The 16,493-nt window shown below is 42.2% G+C and carries 17 protein-coding genes; 11 read left to right on the top strand and 6 right to left on the bottom strand.

The annotated features are described in order from the left end of the window. Positions 1 to 125 precede the first annotated feature (125 nt). The 4 genes from NBH06_RS06845 (at position 126) to NBH06_RS06830 (ending at position 3,523) form a co-directional block, all read left to right on the top strand. Positions 126 to 1,982: a biotin/lipoyl-containing protein gene (locus NBH06_RS06845; protein WP_250793477.1), complete on the top strand. Its 1,857-nt coding sequence runs from the start codon at positions 126 to 128 to the stop codon at positions 1,980 to 1,982. Positions 1,983 to 2,165: 183 nt separating this feature from the next. After that, positions 2,166 to 2,417: a type B 50S ribosomal protein L31 gene (locus tag NBH06_RS06840; protein ID WP_008862566.1), complete on the top strand. Its 252-nt coding sequence runs from the start codon at positions 2,166 to 2,168 to the stop codon at positions 2,415 to 2,417. A 165-nt stretch (positions 2,418 to 2,582) separates the two neighbouring features. Then, positions 2,583 to 2,963, top strand: a complete 381-nt coding sequence (locus tag NBH06_RS06835; protein WP_195491766.1) for a diacylglycerol kinase family protein — start codon at positions 2,583 to 2,585, stop codon at positions 2,961 to 2,963. Positions 2,964 to 2,965: 2 nt separating this feature from the next. Continuing rightward, the gene (locus NBH06_RS06830) at positions 2,966 to 3,523 is read left to right on the top strand and encodes a phosphatase PAP2 family protein (protein WP_250793475.1); all 558 of its coding nucleotides are present in this window, start codon (positions 2,966 to 2,968) and stop codon (positions 3,521 to 3,523) included. A gap of 177 nt (positions 3,524 to 3,700) precedes the next feature. Here the strand turns inward: NBH06_RS06830 and nqrF are convergent, their stop codons facing one another. The 6 genes from nqrF to NBH06_RS06800 are packed head-to-tail and all read right to left on the bottom strand — an operon-like array spanning position 3,701 to position 9,572. Beyond that, positions 3,701 to 4,969 carry an NADH:ubiquinone reductase (Na(+)-transporting) subunit F gene (gene nqrF / locus NBH06_RS06825; protein ID WP_250793473.1) on the bottom strand — a complete coding sequence of 423 codons (1,269 nt, stop codon included), beginning with the start codon at positions 4,967 to 4,969 and terminating at the stop codon, positions 3,701 to 3,703. A 25-nt stretch (positions 4,970 to 4,994) separates the two neighbouring features. Beyond that, positions 4,995 to 5,609, bottom strand: a complete 615-nt coding sequence (gene nqrE / locus NBH06_RS06820; protein WP_008862556.1) for an NADH:ubiquinone reductase (Na(+)-transporting) subunit E — start codon at positions 5,607 to 5,609, stop codon at positions 4,995 to 4,997. 24 nt (positions 5,610 to 5,633) lie between these two features. Beyond that, complete coding sequence (locus NBH06_RS06815) at positions 5,634 to 6,254, bottom strand: NADH:ubiquinone reductase (Na(+)-transporting) subunit D (protein WP_008862555.1); 621 nt, start codon at positions 6,252 to 6,254, stop codon at positions 5,634 to 5,636. A 2-nt stretch (positions 6,255 to 6,256) separates the two neighbouring features. Beyond that, positions 6,257 to 6,967, bottom strand: coding sequence for an NADH:ubiquinone reductase (Na(+)-transporting) subunit C (gene nqrC, locus NBH06_RS06810; protein ID WP_250793471.1), 711 nt, complete (start codon positions 6,965 to 6,967; stop codon positions 6,257 to 6,259). Between the two features lie 8 nt (positions 6,968 to 6,975). Further along, positions 6,976 to 8,193 carry an NADH:ubiquinone reductase (Na(+)-transporting) subunit B gene (locus NBH06_RS06805; RefSeq protein ID WP_250793469.1) on the bottom strand — a complete coding sequence of 406 codons (1,218 nt, stop codon included), beginning with the start codon at positions 8,191 to 8,193 and terminating at the stop codon, positions 6,976 to 6,978. 29 nt (positions 8,194 to 8,222) lie between these two features. After that, entirely contained in the window at positions 8,223 to 9,572 is a 1,350-nt protein-coding gene (locus NBH06_RS06800; protein WP_250793467.1) for a Na(+)-translocating NADH-quinone reductase subunit A, read from the bottom strand. Between the two features lie 584 nt (positions 9,573 to 10,156). Between NBH06_RS06800 and NBH06_RS06795 the strand changes: the two genes are divergently transcribed. The 7 genes from NBH06_RS06795 to NBH06_RS06765 all read left to right on the top strand — a co-directional run bounded on the left by NBH06_RS06795 (position 10,157) and on the right by NBH06_RS06765 (position 16,168). Further along, positions 10,157 to 10,966 carry a MotA/TolQ/ExbB proton channel family protein gene (locus NBH06_RS06795; protein ID WP_008862551.1) on the top strand — a complete coding sequence of 270 codons (810 nt, stop codon included), beginning with the start codon at positions 10,157 to 10,159 and terminating at the stop codon, positions 10,964 to 10,966. 27 nt (positions 10,967 to 10,993) lie between these two features. Further along, a complete protein-coding gene (locus NBH06_RS06790; protein WP_008862550.1) occupies positions 10,994 to 11,608 on the top strand; it encodes an ExbD/TolR family protein in 615 nt (204 codons plus the stop codon). 26 nt (positions 11,609 to 11,634) lie between these two features. Further along, entirely contained in the window at positions 11,635 to 12,318 is a 684-nt protein-coding gene (locus NBH06_RS06785; protein WP_250793465.1) for a biopolymer transporter ExbD, read from the top strand. 25 nt (positions 12,319 to 12,343) lie between these two features. Then, positions 12,344 to 13,165: an energy transducer TonB gene (locus NBH06_RS06780; RefSeq protein WP_250793463.1), complete on the top strand. Its 822-nt coding sequence runs from the start codon at positions 12,344 to 12,346 to the stop codon at positions 13,163 to 13,165. Between the two features lie 93 nt (positions 13,166 to 13,258). Further along, entirely contained in the window at positions 13,259 to 13,489 is a 231-nt protein-coding gene (locus tag NBH06_RS06775) for a hypothetical protein (protein WP_008862547.1), read from the top strand. A gap of 8 nt (positions 13,490 to 13,497) precedes the next feature. Beyond that, positions 13,498 to 14,463 (top strand): PstS family phosphate ABC transporter substrate-binding protein, encoded by a 966-nt coding sequence (locus tag NBH06_RS06770; protein ID WP_250793461.1) that lies wholly within the window; start codon positions 13,498 to 13,500, stop codon positions 14,461 to 14,463. Positions 14,464 to 14,494: 31 nt separating this feature from the next. Then, the gene (locus NBH06_RS06765) at positions 14,495 to 16,168 is read left to right on the top strand and encodes a tetratricopeptide repeat protein (RefSeq protein ID WP_250793459.1); all 1,674 of its coding nucleotides are present in this window, start codon (positions 14,495 to 14,497) and stop codon (positions 16,166 to 16,168) included. Positions 16,169 to 16,493 lie beyond the last annotated feature (325 nt).

The raw sequence follows: 16,493 nt of genomic DNA, 5'->3' as shown, positions 1-16,493 counted from the left end.
TAAAGATTTTTATTTGTGATACAAAAGTACGCTTTTTCCTTTGATAATAAGTTAAAGAATATTATTTTTGTATTCTTAAATTCGTGTAATGTGAATAGATGTAACACCTATAAAATCAAATGGCTATGTCAAGAAAATTGAAAATCCGAGATCTTACTCTTCGTGACGGGCAACAGTCTTTGTTTGCGACTCGTCTTACCCAAGAACAGATAAACCGCGTTTTACCTTATTACAAGGATGCCGGTTTCTTTGCGATGGAAGTTTGGGGTGGTGCTGTGCCCGATTCGGTGATGCGTTATTTGAACGAGAGTCCGTGGACTCGTCTTAAAACAATCAGTGAAGCTATTGGGGGAGCATCTTATTTAACGGCACTTTCTCGTGGCCGTAATTTGTTCGGGTATGCGCCTTATCCCGATACGGTTCTCGACGGATTTTATCGCGAGGCCGTGGCAAACGGGTTGGGTATCATGCGTATATTCGATGCACTCAACGATTTGAACAATGTAAAATCTTCTGTGGAAAAGATAAATGCTGTCGGGGCGATTTCCGATGGAGCCGTATGTTACACGGTAGATCCGCATTATACCATAACGTTTATGGATCGAGTAAAGGCGTTGTTCGGTAAAAAATTGCCGAAACCTATCTTTACCGATGAATATTTTGTGGAAAAAGCACTCGGTTTTGAAAAGTTGGGTGCAAAGATGGTTACTCTCAAAGATATGGCCGGATTGGTGAATCCTTCTCGAATCGCTTCTTTGATGCCTAAATTGAAACAGGCTTTGAAAGTGCCGGTCGATTTTCATACCCATTGTACACCGGGGTATGGTCTCGCATCGTCGTTGATGGCTGTTATACACGGTGTGGATATTTTGGATACTAATATTTGGTATTTTGGCGGAGGTTCGGCGGCTCCGGCCATAGAATTGCTCTATATTTTCTGTAATAAATTGGGCGTAGAGATGGAAGTCAATATGGCAGCCGTAAGTAAAATACGTGCCGAGTTGCTCGGTATTCGTCGCGAGCTGGCTGCATACGACTTGAAGAAAGACTCGTTCCCCATTGCGTTCGATCCGTTGATCGATAAATTACCCGATCATATCGACAAGTTGTTCGATACGGCTATCGAAGCCGCGCGTCAGAATAACGAAGCCGCTTTGCTGGATGCTTGTCATGCCATCGAAGATTATTTCGGATTCCCGAAACCGAATGAGTTGGTGAAGGCTGCGGAGGTTCCCGGCGGTATGTATTCCAATATGGTGGCTCAGTTGAAGCAGCTTAAAGCCGAGCATGTGCTCGATGATGCCATGCGATTGATTCCGAAGGTTCGTTCTGATGCAGGATTGGTTCCTTTGGTTACGCCTACCAGCCAGATTGTAGGAAGCCAAGCCGTAAGCTGTGCTTTGGATAAATTGAAAGGGAATCCGGAATATACGACGGTTTCCAACCAGTTCAAGGCTTTGGTGAAGGGAGAATATGGCAAAACTCCGATCCCTGTCGATCCTAAATTCCGTGAAAAGATTACCGGTAGTCCGATTGAGACTCCGTATGATACGAACTCTTACAAGGCTCCCGAAAATCCTGTGTTGCCGGAGTATGGCAATGTGAAATTGGCCGAAAACGAACAGGAGTATTTGCTGCTCGAACTTTTCCCAAACGTTGCTACCACTTATTTGAAGGGTGTGCGGGCAGCTGAGTATGAGGCTAAGAAACCGGCTGTCGAGGAAGTGAAAGAAGCCGCAGAGGAAGCAGCTCCCGTAGAACCTATAACGGGCCCGACTATCGATGCTCCTATGGGAGGGAAGGTTGTCGAGATAAAAGTGAAGGTTGGAGACAAAGTGAAAAAAGACGATGTCGTGCTGGTGTACGAGGCCATGAAGATGGAGAACGATATACTCTCCACCCTTGAAGGAACCGTGAAACGTATTCTGGTAAAAGAAAACGATGTAGTGGGTACTAACGAACCGTTGATCGAGTTCGAATAATCGGCAGATTACAGAATTAAAACATAATTCGGTCGGCGCATCTTTGTCGCCGGCCGGCTTTTTTATGAAAAAGTGGAATAAATATTTTTCTAAATGAAAAGTTATCCCTACATTTGCAAGCCATTACGAAAAATCACGCTACCAACGTGAACATTTGATAATAATTAAAAAGACGATATAACAATGAAAAAAGGAATCCATCCTGATAACTACCGTCCCGTAGTTTTCAAAGACATGTCGAACGAAGAAATCTTTATCACTCGTTCAACCGTAGCAGCCAAAGAGACTATCGAAATTGATGGTGTTACTTATCCTTTGGTAAAACTTGAAATTACCAGTTCTTCACACCCGTTCTTCACCGGTAAACAGAAATTGGTGGATACGGCCGGTCGTGTAGATAAGTTCATGAGCCGTTATGGTAATCGTAAGAAATAATTGATTTTTTTCAATTATATGTTTGTGCCCCGGTTGTCAAATCGGGGCACAATAGTTTATATAGGTTGTTTCCCGATTTTATTGAAACGGATCTTAAATTCATAAATCTGTTTTATCTTTGTATTCAGGTATGACAATAGTCTGTACATGTAACGGTGTGATTCGATGGAAAATAAAAGATTCAGTATCAAGGATAGGATTTATAGTTTCAAGTATGCGGGGCGGGGCGTAGTTCGGCTTGTCAGCAGGGAACATAATGCATGGATACACTGTGCGGTGACCGTGTGTGTGATTGTAGCCGGGGGGCTATTGGGGCTCTCGACTTTCGAGTGGATCGCTGTAATTTTATGTATCGGAGCCGTGCTGGCAGCCGAGGGTGTCAATTCGGCTATCGAGGCATTATGCGATAAAGTGTCGCCCGAGTACGACGAAGCTATCAAGCATACGAAGGACTTGGCGGCGGGGGCCGTGTTGATATTGGCTGTCATGTCGGTGATTGTAGGTTTGTTGATTTTTGTTCCTAAGATATTATCTCTCTTTCATTGAGTATGTTTCGTCGAATTGTCGTGTATATATGTTCGCTCCTTTTATTTGTGTTTCCTGCCGGGGCAGAGGGTTTGAGTCGGGAACGAAAAGCTGTTAAGGTGTCGGGCGATGTATTGTTGGCTGCTATGCCCGTGGCTACGGTTGCCACTGTTTTGGCTATGAAGGACTGGACCGGGGCCAAGCAGGGGCTTTTTACGGGTGTGACGACACTCGGTGTTTCTTATTTGCTGAAATTTACGGTAAAGAAGGATCGTCCCGATCATAGCAATCGATATTCTTTTCCTTCGGCCCATACTTCTCTTCTGTTTGCCAATGCTGCTTTTGTTCAACGCAGATATGGTTGGAAATGGGGTGCTCCCGCCTATGTGTTAGCTTCGTATGTGGGTTGGAGTCGTGTGTATGGACGGAAGCACGATTGGTGGGATGTGGCGGTGGGAGCTGTTATAGGAGCCGGTTGTGCATATATTTATACTCGTCCGTTCGCTCAAAATCATAGGTTGGTTATATCGCCTCTTACCGATGGGAATTCTTTCGGGGTGTATGCTTCCATGACATTTTGATTGATCGGGGTGTAGGGGGTAAATTCCCTTTTTGTTACCGACTTCGTTTTTCATGCCAGCCGCGCAGAAGGTGGGAGTCGGTCGTTTATGTGTCTATCTGGTGATTATACGATAAAAAATAGGCAGGAAAATCGATTGATTTTCCTGCCTGCTTTTTAATATCTGTCGGGGGATTTATTACCCTCCGAAGTTGTCGTACATCAGATTTTCTTCCGGTACACCCAAATCCCATAGCATTTTTTCTACGGCTTTGGACATCGGACCCGGGCCACACATGTAATATTCTATATCTTCCGGGGCCTCATGGTCTTTCAGATAGGTATTGTATATAACTTGATGAACGAATCCCGGCGTGTATTTAACTCCTGCCGCATCGGCTGCGGGATCGGGACGGTCGAGCGCCAAATGGAAAGAGAAGTTGGGGAACTCTTTTTCCAGATCCAAGAAATCTTGTAGGTAGAATACTTCGTTTAATGCTCGGGCTCCATAGAAATAAGACATCTTCCGGTCGGTCGTATGAAGCGTCTTGGTCATGTGCATGATTTGTGACCGCAATGGAGCCATACCTGCACCTCCGCCTATCCACATCATTTCGTTTTTGGAGTCGAATATGGGGTGGAAATCTCCGTAGGGACCGCTCATGATAACTTTGTCGCCCGGTTTCAGCGTAAAGATATATGACGAGGCGATACCGGGCATCACATCTTGGAAGCCCACCTGCGGTTTCGGTTTGAACGGTGGCGTGGCGATACGCACCGTCAACATGATTCGATCTCCTTCTGCCGGATAGTTTGCCATAGAATAGGCGCGAATCGTAGGTTCCGTGTTTTTACATTTCAATCCGAATAACCCGAATTTTTCCCATGAAGGCAAGTATTCATCTCCGATGAGGCTTTTATCGATATCTTTGTCGTAGTCCATCGTGTAGGCGGGAATTTTGATTTGAGCATAAGAACCCGGAATAAAATTCATGTGTTCTCCGGGTGGCAGGGCAACGATAAATTCCTTGATGAAAGTCGCTACGTTTTTATTTGAAATCACTTCACATTCCCATTCTTTTACACCTAATACCGATTCGGGAACGATTATTTTCATGTCGTTTTTTACTTTTACCTGACAGCCCAGCCGCCAATGGTTCTGTTGTTGTTTCCGGGAGAAGTGTACTTGTTCTGTCGGTAAAATTTCTCCCCCGCCTTCCAATACCTGACAACGGCATTGGGCACATGAGCCTCCGCCTCCGCAGGCCGACGGCAGGAATATTTTTTCGTTAGATAGCGTACTTAGTAAACTGCTCCCTGTTTCGACTTCGATTTGCTTGTCGTTATTGATGGTGATTGTCGCTTTCCCCGACGGGACGAGATATTTTTTTGCAACGAGCAGTATCACGACTAAAAGTATCGATACACCCAAGAATAAAACGATACTCGATATGATAGTACTTGTCATTGAACTTATTTCTAATAACATCGTTTTAAAGTTTAATTCCTAAAAAGCTCATGAAGGCGATACCCATTAGTCCTGTAATGATAAATGTGATACCTATACCTCGCAATGGAGCCGGTATGTTTGAATAACTTAATTTTTCTCGAATGGCCGCTAAGCATACGATGGCGAGCATCCAGCCTATTCCAGAACCTATCCCGTAAACGGTCGCGCTCGTAACAGAGGGGAAGTTGCGTTGTTGCATGAATAGCGAGCCTCCCAATATGGCGCAGTTTACAGCAATCAGCGGCAGGAATATTCCTAAGGAGGCGTATAGGGAGGGTGAATATTTTTCTACGAACATTTCGACCAATTGTACCATCGAGGCAATAATAGCGATAAACATGATTAGGCTCAGGAAGCTCAAATCGAGTTGAGCGTATTCGGCTCCCAACCATTTCAAAGCGCCTGCTTTCAAAACATAGGTCTCTAACAGATAATTGACCGGCAAAGTAATCGCTAGTACAAAGGTCACGGCGATACCCAGTCCAAAGGCTGTTTTTACATTCTTCGATACGGCCAAATAGGAACACATACCGAGGAAGTAGGCAAATATCATATTGTCTATAAAAATAGACTTGACGAACAGATTTAAATTTTCCATATATAGTTATCTTATCTCTGTTTCTTATTGTTGCAAATCTTTATTTCGAGAACGGTGTACCCAAATGATACAAGCTACGGTAATAAGGGCCATAGGCGGAAGTATCATTAAACCGTTGTTCTGATAGCCCCAGTCGTATAATTGTTGGGGTATGACCGGATATCCGAATAGCGTACCCGAACCTAACAGTTCTCTGAAAAAGGCGACTATGACTAATATGATTCCGTATCCTATTCCATTTCCTATACCGTCTAAGAACGACTCCCACGGTTTATGGCTCAGAGCGAAGGCTTCGAGACGACCCATGAGGATGCAGTTGGTAATGATAAGTCCCACGAACACCGAGAGCTGTTTGCTCACTTGGTACATATAGGCTTTGAGAATTTGGTCTACGATAATTACCAGTGCGGCGACGACGACTAATTGAACGATGATGCGGATACTATTGGGTATCGTGTTTCGCAGTAACGAGATGATGACATTGGCAAATGCGACCACGGCGGTAACCGATACTGCCATAACAAGAGCCGGTTCGAGTTTAGCCGTGACGGCTAATGCCGAGCAAATACCTAATATTTGTACGATAACCGGGTTATTCTTGGAAAGGGGGCCTAAGAGAATCTCTTTGTTCTTTTTTGACAACATGGTTATATATTCTTTGAATTAAGCGATTCTAAAAATTTGGCATAAGGCTTTACACATTTTTGAAGCATGGTTTGTACTCCTTTACTTGTGATTGTCCCTCCTGAAACAGCATCGACATAGTCGGCTCCGTTTTGGGGCTTTTGTCCTGCTTTTTCAACAGCGATGGAGGTAAAATTGCCGTCTATGAAAAAGTGTTTCCCTTGAAACTGTTCTTGAAACTGAGGTTTTTCTATTTCGGCTCCGAGACCCGGGGTTTCGCCTTGATGAGCGAAATAAGCACCATAAACCGTATTGCCATCGTTTTCTACCGATATGTATCCCCAAATGGGTCCCCATAGCCCGCTACCGGAAAGAGGGATAATGTATTTGGGAGACTTGTTATTGTCGGTGTAGATGAATACGGGCAAGGTTTGTCGGTTTTCAGGCAGTTTCAGTTGATCTGCAATGTTTATCGAGAAAGATTCCCCTTTTGCCAATTCGCCTTTCGAATTGATTATAAAAGAATCGTCGATATATTTTCCGTATAACTCCTGAGCGTTCTCGGGAGTCGATGCGATGTTTACGGAGTTGAGTATTTGGCTCATCTTGTCAATAGCGATGTTTCGTTCCTGTGCAGGTTTTAGTCCTATCGCTGCAAAGGCCAAAATAAAAGCTACGGCAATAACCATGACCGAGGTATAAATAATTGTGTATGTATTACCTTGTTTATTCATAGCTGTTTTTATTTTGTCAAGTTTTTTGCTCGTTTGAGTCTGTGGCGAATGTTGGCTTCGACTACGAAGTAATCTATGAGAGGAGCAAAAGCGTTCATGAGCAGGACTGCCAGCATGGCGCCTTCGGGGTATCCGGTATTGAATACCCGGATTAAAATCGCTAATACGCCGACTAAAAATCCGAATATATATTTCCCTGTATTAGTCCTTGACCCGGTTACGGGGTCGGTAGCCATGAATACGGCGGCGAATGCAAATCCTCCCAAACATATTTGACAGGCCGGCGAAAGCTGTGCTGCCGGATAAATGTCGGGGTTGGCGAACCAGTTACAAATGTAGCTCATGAAAATGCCTCCTGCAAAAACAGAGAGCATGACTCTCCAACTGGCTATCCCGGTAATTAGCAGTATGGCTCCACCGATGAGTATGGCTAATGTCGAAGTCTCTCCTATGGAACCGGGTATAAATCCGAGGAACATGTCATTCAAGGAAAGGGGATTTCCCAATATATCGGTTAGTTGGAGTGGCCCTCCTGAATGGGTAGCGGCTTGTCCGAGAGGGGTAGCCCCCGAAAATCCTTCTGCTATTTGACCGGCTCCTAATCCGAATGTATCGCTTGTGCGGATAAAGACTTCGTCACCGGACATTTTTGATGGGTAAGCGAAGAAGAGGAATGCCCTTGTTACCAACGCTATGTTGAAAATATTCATTCCCGTGCCTCCGAATACCTCTTTTGCGAAGATGACGGCAAAGGCAGTCGCAACGGCGATCATCCACAAGGGTGTATCTACCGGTACGATCATGGGAATGAGCATGCCCGAAACGAGGAATCCTTCTTGTATCTCATGATGCCGTATTTGGGCGGCGGTAAACTCTATTCCCAATCCAACTACGTAGGCTACGACGATTTTGGGCAGAACCGCCAAAAAGCCGAAGAGGAATATCGACCAGAATGAGGTGCTAGCCAATTCTCCTATCGACAAGTAATGTTGATAGCCTACGTTGTACATGCCGAATAGCATTGCAGGCAATAAAGCGATGATAACGACAATCATCGTTCGTTTAGAGTCTATACTGTCATGAATGTGAACACCGGATCGTGATGTGGTGTTGGGAACAAAAAGGAATGATTCAAACCCTTCGAACACAGATTGGAACATAGACAATTTTCCTCCCGGTTCAAAATGGGGCTTGATTTTGTCTATATAATTCTTTAAAGCTTTCAAGGTTGTTTTGTATTAATGTTGTTACTGAATTAGTTCATTTCCTTCATAAGTCTTTCGAGACCGTCGCGCACGATTTTTTGTAATTCGAGTTTCGAGGTATCGACAAATTCGCAAAGCGCGAAATCTTCCGGGGCGACTTCGTAGATACCCAAGTTTTCCATTTTGTCGATATCGAATGCTAAAATGGCTTTGATAAGATACTCCGGGTAGATGTCCATCGGGAAAACCCGGTCGTATTCGTCCGACATGATAATGGCTCGTTCTCCGCCCCTTATTCTGGCATCGATGGTGTATTTTTTCTTTTTCCCCAATAGCCAAGAAAAATAAGAGTGACTCGTGCTATATTTATGGGGATTGAGAGAAGCCCAACCTAAAAATTCGTCGTAATTGTTTCCTTCGGGGATTACCGTTATTTGAGAATGGGTCGCTCCGATGTAACCGTCTGCATTGGTTTTAACCCCCGTCAATACATTTCCGCTGATATAGCGTTGTTCGTATTCGACCGCTTTTACCATACCTTGTGTGATGGAAGCGATGGATGCGCCTATACGGGTGCGTACATAGTGCGGGTCGTCTATTTCTGAGCCTGTAACGGCGACTATGCGAGAAAAGTCGGCGATGCCTTTGTCGAATAGTCTTCCTATGAAAAGTACGTCGAGAGCGCTCATCGTCCATACTGTGTCTCCTTTATCGATTGGAGCGATATGATTGATTTGTATACCTACGTTTCCAGCAGGATGCGGTCCGTCGAATATAACAGACGTAGCATTTTTTACGTCTATGGGTTGTCTTTGTGATATGCCTACGTAAACTTTTCCGCTTGTGAGTTTATTTAACGCTTTTAATCCGGTTTCGAAGTGTTGCTTTTCTTCTTTGAGAATGAAGGCATAATCGGGGGCCAAAGGAGCGGAGTCGAATGCCGTAACGAATATGTCGCGAGGAGCGGTATCGGGATTTGCTACGATATCGTAGGGCCGCTGTTTTATAAAGGCGAAAATGCCCGATTTCAACAATAAATCTTTGATTTCGGAGCTGTCCATGTTTTCGAGATCGAACCTTCCGAACTCTAAGGCTTGTTGAGAGGCATCTGGCTTAATGGTTATTTTTATGACCTTTCGCCTTTCTCCTCGCTCTATTGTTACAATTTCACCACTGACAGGCGAGGTCACGACGATATTCGGGTGCGTTTTATCGTGTATGACCGGAGAACCGGTTAAGACTTTTTCTCCGGGTTTAACAATTACTTTGGGTGTCAAACCTACAAAATCGTCGGGAATAATGGCGTATAGCTGACTATCCGGTGTATTAGATGTTTTAGGGCTTGGAATTCCTTCTAATTGAATATCAAGTCCTTTCTTTATTTTGACTACATGATCCATATTGATATTTGTAGAAAATGAATTTTGTCGCAAAATTACAATTCTTTTCGATTCGTTGATAGAATCTTTGCCTCATTTTTTTTCTGAGAGCTCGTACTAATTGAATTTTATCTTTTTTGTTCTGCTGGAATCCCTGTAAATGGATTAAATAATGTTATTTTAAAATTAAAAGTTCGTGTGTTTTTTCTGTTTGAGGAGCAAAGTCTATTGGCTTTCTCTTTTACTATTATAGCATAAAATAAAAGGATATGAGTGAAATTTATATTTTATAACGTGTGAAAGGGGTAGGCCGTCAGGCCTGTTTGGACGGGGTGTTGCGTTCGTAAAAAAAAGCGAATTATTTTTTTTGTATGGAAATAATGTGCTACATTTGGCGCACAAATGCGGAGAAAGAGTAAGGAAAGGTGCATGTAAAGTGCTAAATTTTTATGCTTGTTTCTTTGTGTATAATAATATTATGAAAATAGATACGTTTCTTATAAAGAGTGGAAACACAATGAGTGGAGATACTGATATAGGAAGTTACAAAGGATTGGATACTAATTTTAAAATAACTAATACAAACACTTAGATTTTATTTAATTATGGAAGCTAAAAAGGCTAAAAAAAACAAAGTGCGCGGTATTAAAAACGCGTTTATTGTAATTATCATCTGTTTTATCGTTGCTTTGGTAGTATTTACCCAAGTACTTGGTGCTCCTGAAAACTTTGAAGGTGGAGATCCTGCCGGAGGACATCCTCTGAACTTGTTAGGTACAATTTATAAAGGAGGTTTTATCGTACCTATTCTTCAAACTTTGTTATTGACTGTGATTGTTCTTTCGGTAGAACGTTTCATCGCTATGCTTAGCGTAAAAGGAAAAGGAAACACCAATAAGTTTATCGCTGCCGTGAAAGCTGCTTTGGAAAAAGGCGACATCGCCGGTGCTCAGGCTCTTTGCGACAAACAACGTGGAACCGTTGCAAGTGTTGTTTCTTCGGCTTTGATTAAATATAGCGAAGTTGAAAAAGACGATACTTTGTCGAAAGAACAAAAAATCGAGGCTATCAAAAAACAATTGGAAGAAGCCGCTGCTCTTGAAATGCCTTCCATGCAACAGAATTTGCCTATCGTAGCGACTATGACGACGCTGGGTACTTTGGTCGGACTTCTTGGTACTGTGTTGGGTATGATCAAATCGTTCCAAGCTTTGGCTACCGCCGGTGCTCCTGACTCTGTGGCTTTGTCGACCGGTATTTCGGAGGCACTTGTGAACACTGCTTTCGGTATTGCAACCGGTGCTTTGGCTGTTATTTCATATAACTATTTCTCTAACAAAATTGATAATGTTACCTACGCTATCGATGAGGTAGGTTTCTGTATTGTTAACACGTTCGCTGCTACTCACAAGTAATCGGCATAAAATCGAAAGGACCATTATATGGCTAAAGTAAAAGTAAAAAGGAAGAGTACGCTCATCGACATGACAGCGATGAGTGACGTTACCGTGCTTCTGCTTACTTTCTTCATGCTGACATCGACCTTCGTTCAGAAAGAGCCTGTGCAAGTGAGTACCCCATCTTCGGTATCTGAAATCAAAATCCCAGAAATTAATGTTCTGCAGGTATTGGTTGAACCGTCCGGGAAAATCTTTATCAGTCTCGACAAACAAGAGGATAGGGTGAATGTATTGAACGCAATGAGTAGTATGTACGGAGTACCGTTTACTCCAGAGCAAATAAATAAGTTCAGATTGGCAAATTCGTTTGGTGTGCCTATCAAACAAATGCCGGGATTCTTGGATTTGAAATCCGATATTCAGGATCAAACTTTGAAAAATTATGGTATCCCGTGCGATAGCGCCAATAACGAGTTTAAAGAATGGGTGCGTGCTGCACGAAAAGCAAATCGCGATTTGAAGATTGCCATCAAAGCCGACCAGGCTACACCGTATGACAAAATCAAAAACGTGATGTCTTCGTTGCAGGATATCAAAGAAAACCGTTACAATCTGCTTACATCGTTGAAGACTTTACCCGCAGAAGAAGAACAATAACCAAGTCATGAAAGGAAAGAAAAATTATGGCAGAAGTAGAAGTAAAAGACTCGGGTAAAGGCGGAAAGAAAGGTCAACAGAAGAAAATGAAAATCCATGTGGACTTTACCCCCATGGTTGATATGAACATGCTTTTGATAACCTTCTTCATGTTTTGTACTACGTTGAGTAAACCGCAGACGATGGAAATCAGTATGCCTACCAACGATAAGGTAACAGAAGAAGAGCAGAATAAGGTGAAGGCTTCGGAGGCTATCACAATCCTCTTGGGCGATAATGACAGGGTATTCTATTATTTGGGTGAGCCCCAGTACGAAGATTACACTTCGTTGATCGAGACATCTTATAATGCTGATGGTATCAGAGCCTTGCTCCTTGATCGTAACAAAGAAGTTGTTGCCAAGGTGAAAGATTTGAAGGAACGTAAAAAACGCAAGGAGATCAGTGAAGAAGTTTTTGACTCGTTGGTCGTAGATGCCAAAAAAGCCAAAGGCGCTCCGGTGGTCATGATTAAAGCGAAATTGCCCGATGAAGAAGGAAAGAACGGCGCGACTTACCGCAATTTGATCGATGCTCTTGATGAGATGATCATTTGCAGTATCGGTAAGTATGCTATCGTTGACATCACAGAAGGCGATTTGTTCCTGATGGAGAATTATGAGAAGAAGGGTGCTCTTTCCGATCAGATAGACACCAGTAAAAAGAACTAATAGTACACATTAAAAAAGAAGAGAAATGTCAAAGAACGTAGATTTAACTTCGAAAGAATGGTGCGATTTAGTTTTTGAGGGAAAAAACAAAGCATTTGGAGGGTATCTCTTACGGGTTAACTCGCCGAAGCGATATACATGGGCTACTATTGGTGTAATCTGTGTGGTTGCATTTGCTTTCGTACTTCCCTATATTGTCGAGTCATTTAAGTTCGGAGAAGTTGAAGAAGAGACAACAGTAGTTGTGGAGATGACACAATTGCCAGAGGCCGAGGTAGAGAAACAAGAAGTTCAACCGTTGGTTGAAACTCCTCCACCCCCTCCGTTGAAGAGCTCCATTAAGTTTACTGCACCTGTCATTAAGAAAGACGAGGAAGTGTCTGATGAAGAAGAATTGAAATCGCAAGATGAATTGACACAATCCAAAGTGAATATTTCTATTGCCGATGTGAAAGGTAATGACGAAGAACACGGACAGGATATCGCTGATTTCCGTGAAGTGATAGCTGAACCGGAGGTGGTAGAGGAAGAAAAGCCCTACGAGGCAGTAGAACAGATGCCTACTTTCCCGGGTGGGGAGACCGAGTTGATGAAGTTTATTCGTGATAACCTCAAATATCCGGTTATAGCTCAGGAAAACGGTATTCAGGGTCGTGTTATTTTGCGTTTCGTCGTTTCGAAGACAGGAACGATTGATAATGTTACGGTTTTGCGTAGTTTGGATCCTACTTGTGATAAGGAGGCTATTCGGGTAGTGAAGAGCATGCCTAAGTGGATCCCTGGTAAACAAAACGGTAATAATGTGCCAGTTTATTTTACACTGCCTGTTGTATTTAAACTTTTGTAATCTCTTGTTTGTTTAAGAAGAGATTCGTGAAATATAGTACTCGCAGCCTATTATCATAGATTTTAGGTTGCGGGTATTTTAAAAAGTTCGATTATGGAAGAGAAGTACGGCCATTACAACGATGATACGGAAAAGAAGAACCGCTTGGGCATGAATGTCGTTTTCGGCATGATTATGATAGCTATTTATTTAGGTATGGCCTATTTGCTGTTATTTACTTCATTGTTTTCCAATTTATACGATATAGTACGCTATATTATGGGCGGTGTATTTGCCGTATATGGAGTATTCAGAGGATATAGATTGTTTGTTGGAATGAAATAAAACGAATTATGAATAAGCTAATATTACTTCCAGTCGCAATTTTTGTAGCCGCGTCTGCTTTGTCTTCATGTTCATCTTGTCAGAATGAAGAAAAAAAAGGACAAAAGGTTAAGGAGACCATCACGTCGGGTGTGATAGATATCAGCTGTGACGAAAGTTTCGAGCCGATTATGGAGCAAGAAATTATGGTCTTTGAAGCCGCTTACCCGAAGGCTTCGATTATTCCTTATTATGTAAGTGAATCGGAAGCATTGAATATGCTTTTGCAAGATAGTGTGCGGTTGGCTATTGCTACCCGTCCGTTATCCCCGAAAGAAGAAGATTCTTTTAAATCCCGCCGGTTAAAGGTGCGCACCGTGCAAATCGCCTTAGACGGCATTGCTTTTATTGTGAATAAATCTAACAAGAATGATGTAATTTCGGTAGATGATTTGCGAAAGATCGTAACAGGAGAGGTCACGAAATGGAACCAGATTTATCCGGGATCTACGTTGGGAGACCTTCATTTTGTATTCGACAATCAAGGTTCCAGTTCTATGCGTTATGCCATAGATTCTCTTTGCGAGGGAAAACCTCTGTATAAAGGTTTGTTTGCCCAAAAATCCAATCAGGCTGTGATCGATTATGTGGCTCAAACACCTAATGCGATAGGGGTAATAGGAGCAAGCTGGATTGGGAATAAAGCAGACTCGACCAATACTTCGTTTACCGATGTCGTAAAAGTAATGGCTGTGCGTAAAGCGCCGGGATTTAACCCCTATAAACCCTATCAATATTATATAGCGTCGGGAGATTATCCGTTGACCCGGCCTATTTACATGATTACAACGGATCCTCGGAACGGATTGCCTACCGGCTTTATTAAGTTTGTATCTTCTCAAAGAGGGCAGTTAATAATTTTTAAGACCGGTATTGTACCGTGGCAAACTAATATTGCGTTAAAAAGAGATGTAAGCATTACCGATGCTTTTTAAGTAAGAAAATTATTAATTTAAAAATATATCAATGAAATCAAGTCTTAAATTATTTTTTTTACTGTTTCTTGCTGCCGGCAGTTTCACTGCTTTTGCTGCCAGCTATACTGATGGAATAGAGTATTTTAAAGCGGGTCAACCCGATCGGGCAAAAATTTTGCTTGAACGTACCCTTAATGATGCAGGAACGAATAAAGCAGAATCTTATTATTATTTGGGAGAGATAGCGTTTATCAATAAGGACTATACGGCTGCCGCAGAGTACTATAAGAAAGGTCTTGAAGCCGATCCTTTGTTCGCTTATAATCTCGTCGGTCAAGGTAAGCTCGCATTGAATGGAAGTGCAGACAAGGAACAAGCTGAAAAAGTGGCTGAAAAATATTTCAAAGAAGCACTTAAAGGAAAAAATAAGAAAGATGCCGGTCTTAATTTGGCAATTGCCAAAGCATATTATGAGACCGGGACTCCGGGTTATGAGGAGTATATGAAGAAGTCTTATAAAGCAGACAAGAAGTTTCCCGATTATTTTATGTTTGAGGGCGATGTCTTGGTAAACCAACAGCAGTATGGTGATGCTTGTGGACGGTATGAAAATGCGATTTATTTCGACCCTAATTGTATCGAAGCGTATGTGAAATACTCGCATATTTATTTCGATATAAATCCGACATTGGCCATTCAAAAGTTGGAAGAGTTGCAAACTATCGCTCCTAATTCTGCTATTGCACAACGTGAGATGGCCGAAGCGTATTATAAGAATTCTCAATATACAAAGGCTGCCGAGGCTTATGAGAAGTATATGCAGAACCCCAACCATTTCCAAACAGACCGTCCCCGGTTGGCTACTCTGTTGTTCTATGGCAAACGCTTTGATGAGTCATTGGAACTTGCAAAAGATATTTTATCTCTTGATCCTCAAAACTTTGTTATTCGTCGTATCGTTATGTACGATAATTATGAATTGGGGAATTTTGAGGCCGCAGAACAGGCTGCAATCGAATTCTTGGGAATGAATCCGGGTGACAATGTGTTTACGGCGCGCGATTATATGACGTATGGCGATATTTTATCTAAACAAAAGAAGTATGGAGAAGCCGTTGCTCAATATGAAAAAGCTTATGAACTGGATAATACCCGTACGGATATTCTTAAAGTTTTGAGCGATACCTATGAGCGTAATAAAGATTATGTAAAGGCAATCGATACTTATGAGAAGTATATGAATGCCGATACGGTGAATAATCAATGTGTCATGGACTATTATTTGCTCGGTCAAATTTGTTATAGTGCAGGCCAAGCTGCACAAGATAGCGTGGAGTTGATGAATATGTATTTGTTGAAAGCAGATACTATGTTCCAAGTTGTGGTAGAGCGTTCTCCGACGGATTATCGGGGATATTTGTGGCGCTCTCGTGCGGCCGCAGTGCGTGACCCTGAATTGAAAGAAGGGTTGGCTAAACCTTTGTATGAAGAGACTTTGACTGTTTTGGATCAAGATCCTTCCAATAAGGAGAAAGCTGCTACAAAACGTGTTTATATCGAGGCTTATAAATATTTGGGATATTATAATTATCTGCAAACCACCAATCCGGCCAAGAAAAACGAGGCTATCGCGGCTACAAAAGATTATTGGAACAAGATGCTGGAATTGGATCCGGGTAATACAGAGATTCTCGAAGCTCTTAAAACTCTCGATTCGTTGTAATAGGAGTTTTTTTTTGAATGTATTCATTGCGCGACAAACTATTTTTGTCGCGCAATTTTTTTGAGGTGGTGTTCCAAAAGCAGAATAATTTGTCCGGAATTGCGGATTAAAAATAAAAAAGAGTCTAACGTGAGGCTTTTGTTGGAAATAAAATTTGTATATTTGTGCGACAAAATTTTTCGAAGAATAATTTGCAGTGAAACAAAGGATTTTGGGGTGATATTCATCGTTCGGAAAATAAATTGTCCGTTGTATAAATCCTTGACTAAGAAAGAAAAGAAATCGTATGTTTGGTTCTATATGGAATAAGACAATATCAGATCGC

Origin of the sequence: Barnesiella sp. B2-R-119 (assembly GCF_023656675.1) — a bacterium.
Lineage (GTDB): Bacteria > Bacteroidota > Bacteroidia > Bacteroidales > Barnesiellaceae > Barnesiella > Barnesiella intestinihominis.
Note: the sequence above shows the minus strand (reverse complement) of the source record. Positions and strands in the feature narration are given on the sequence as shown.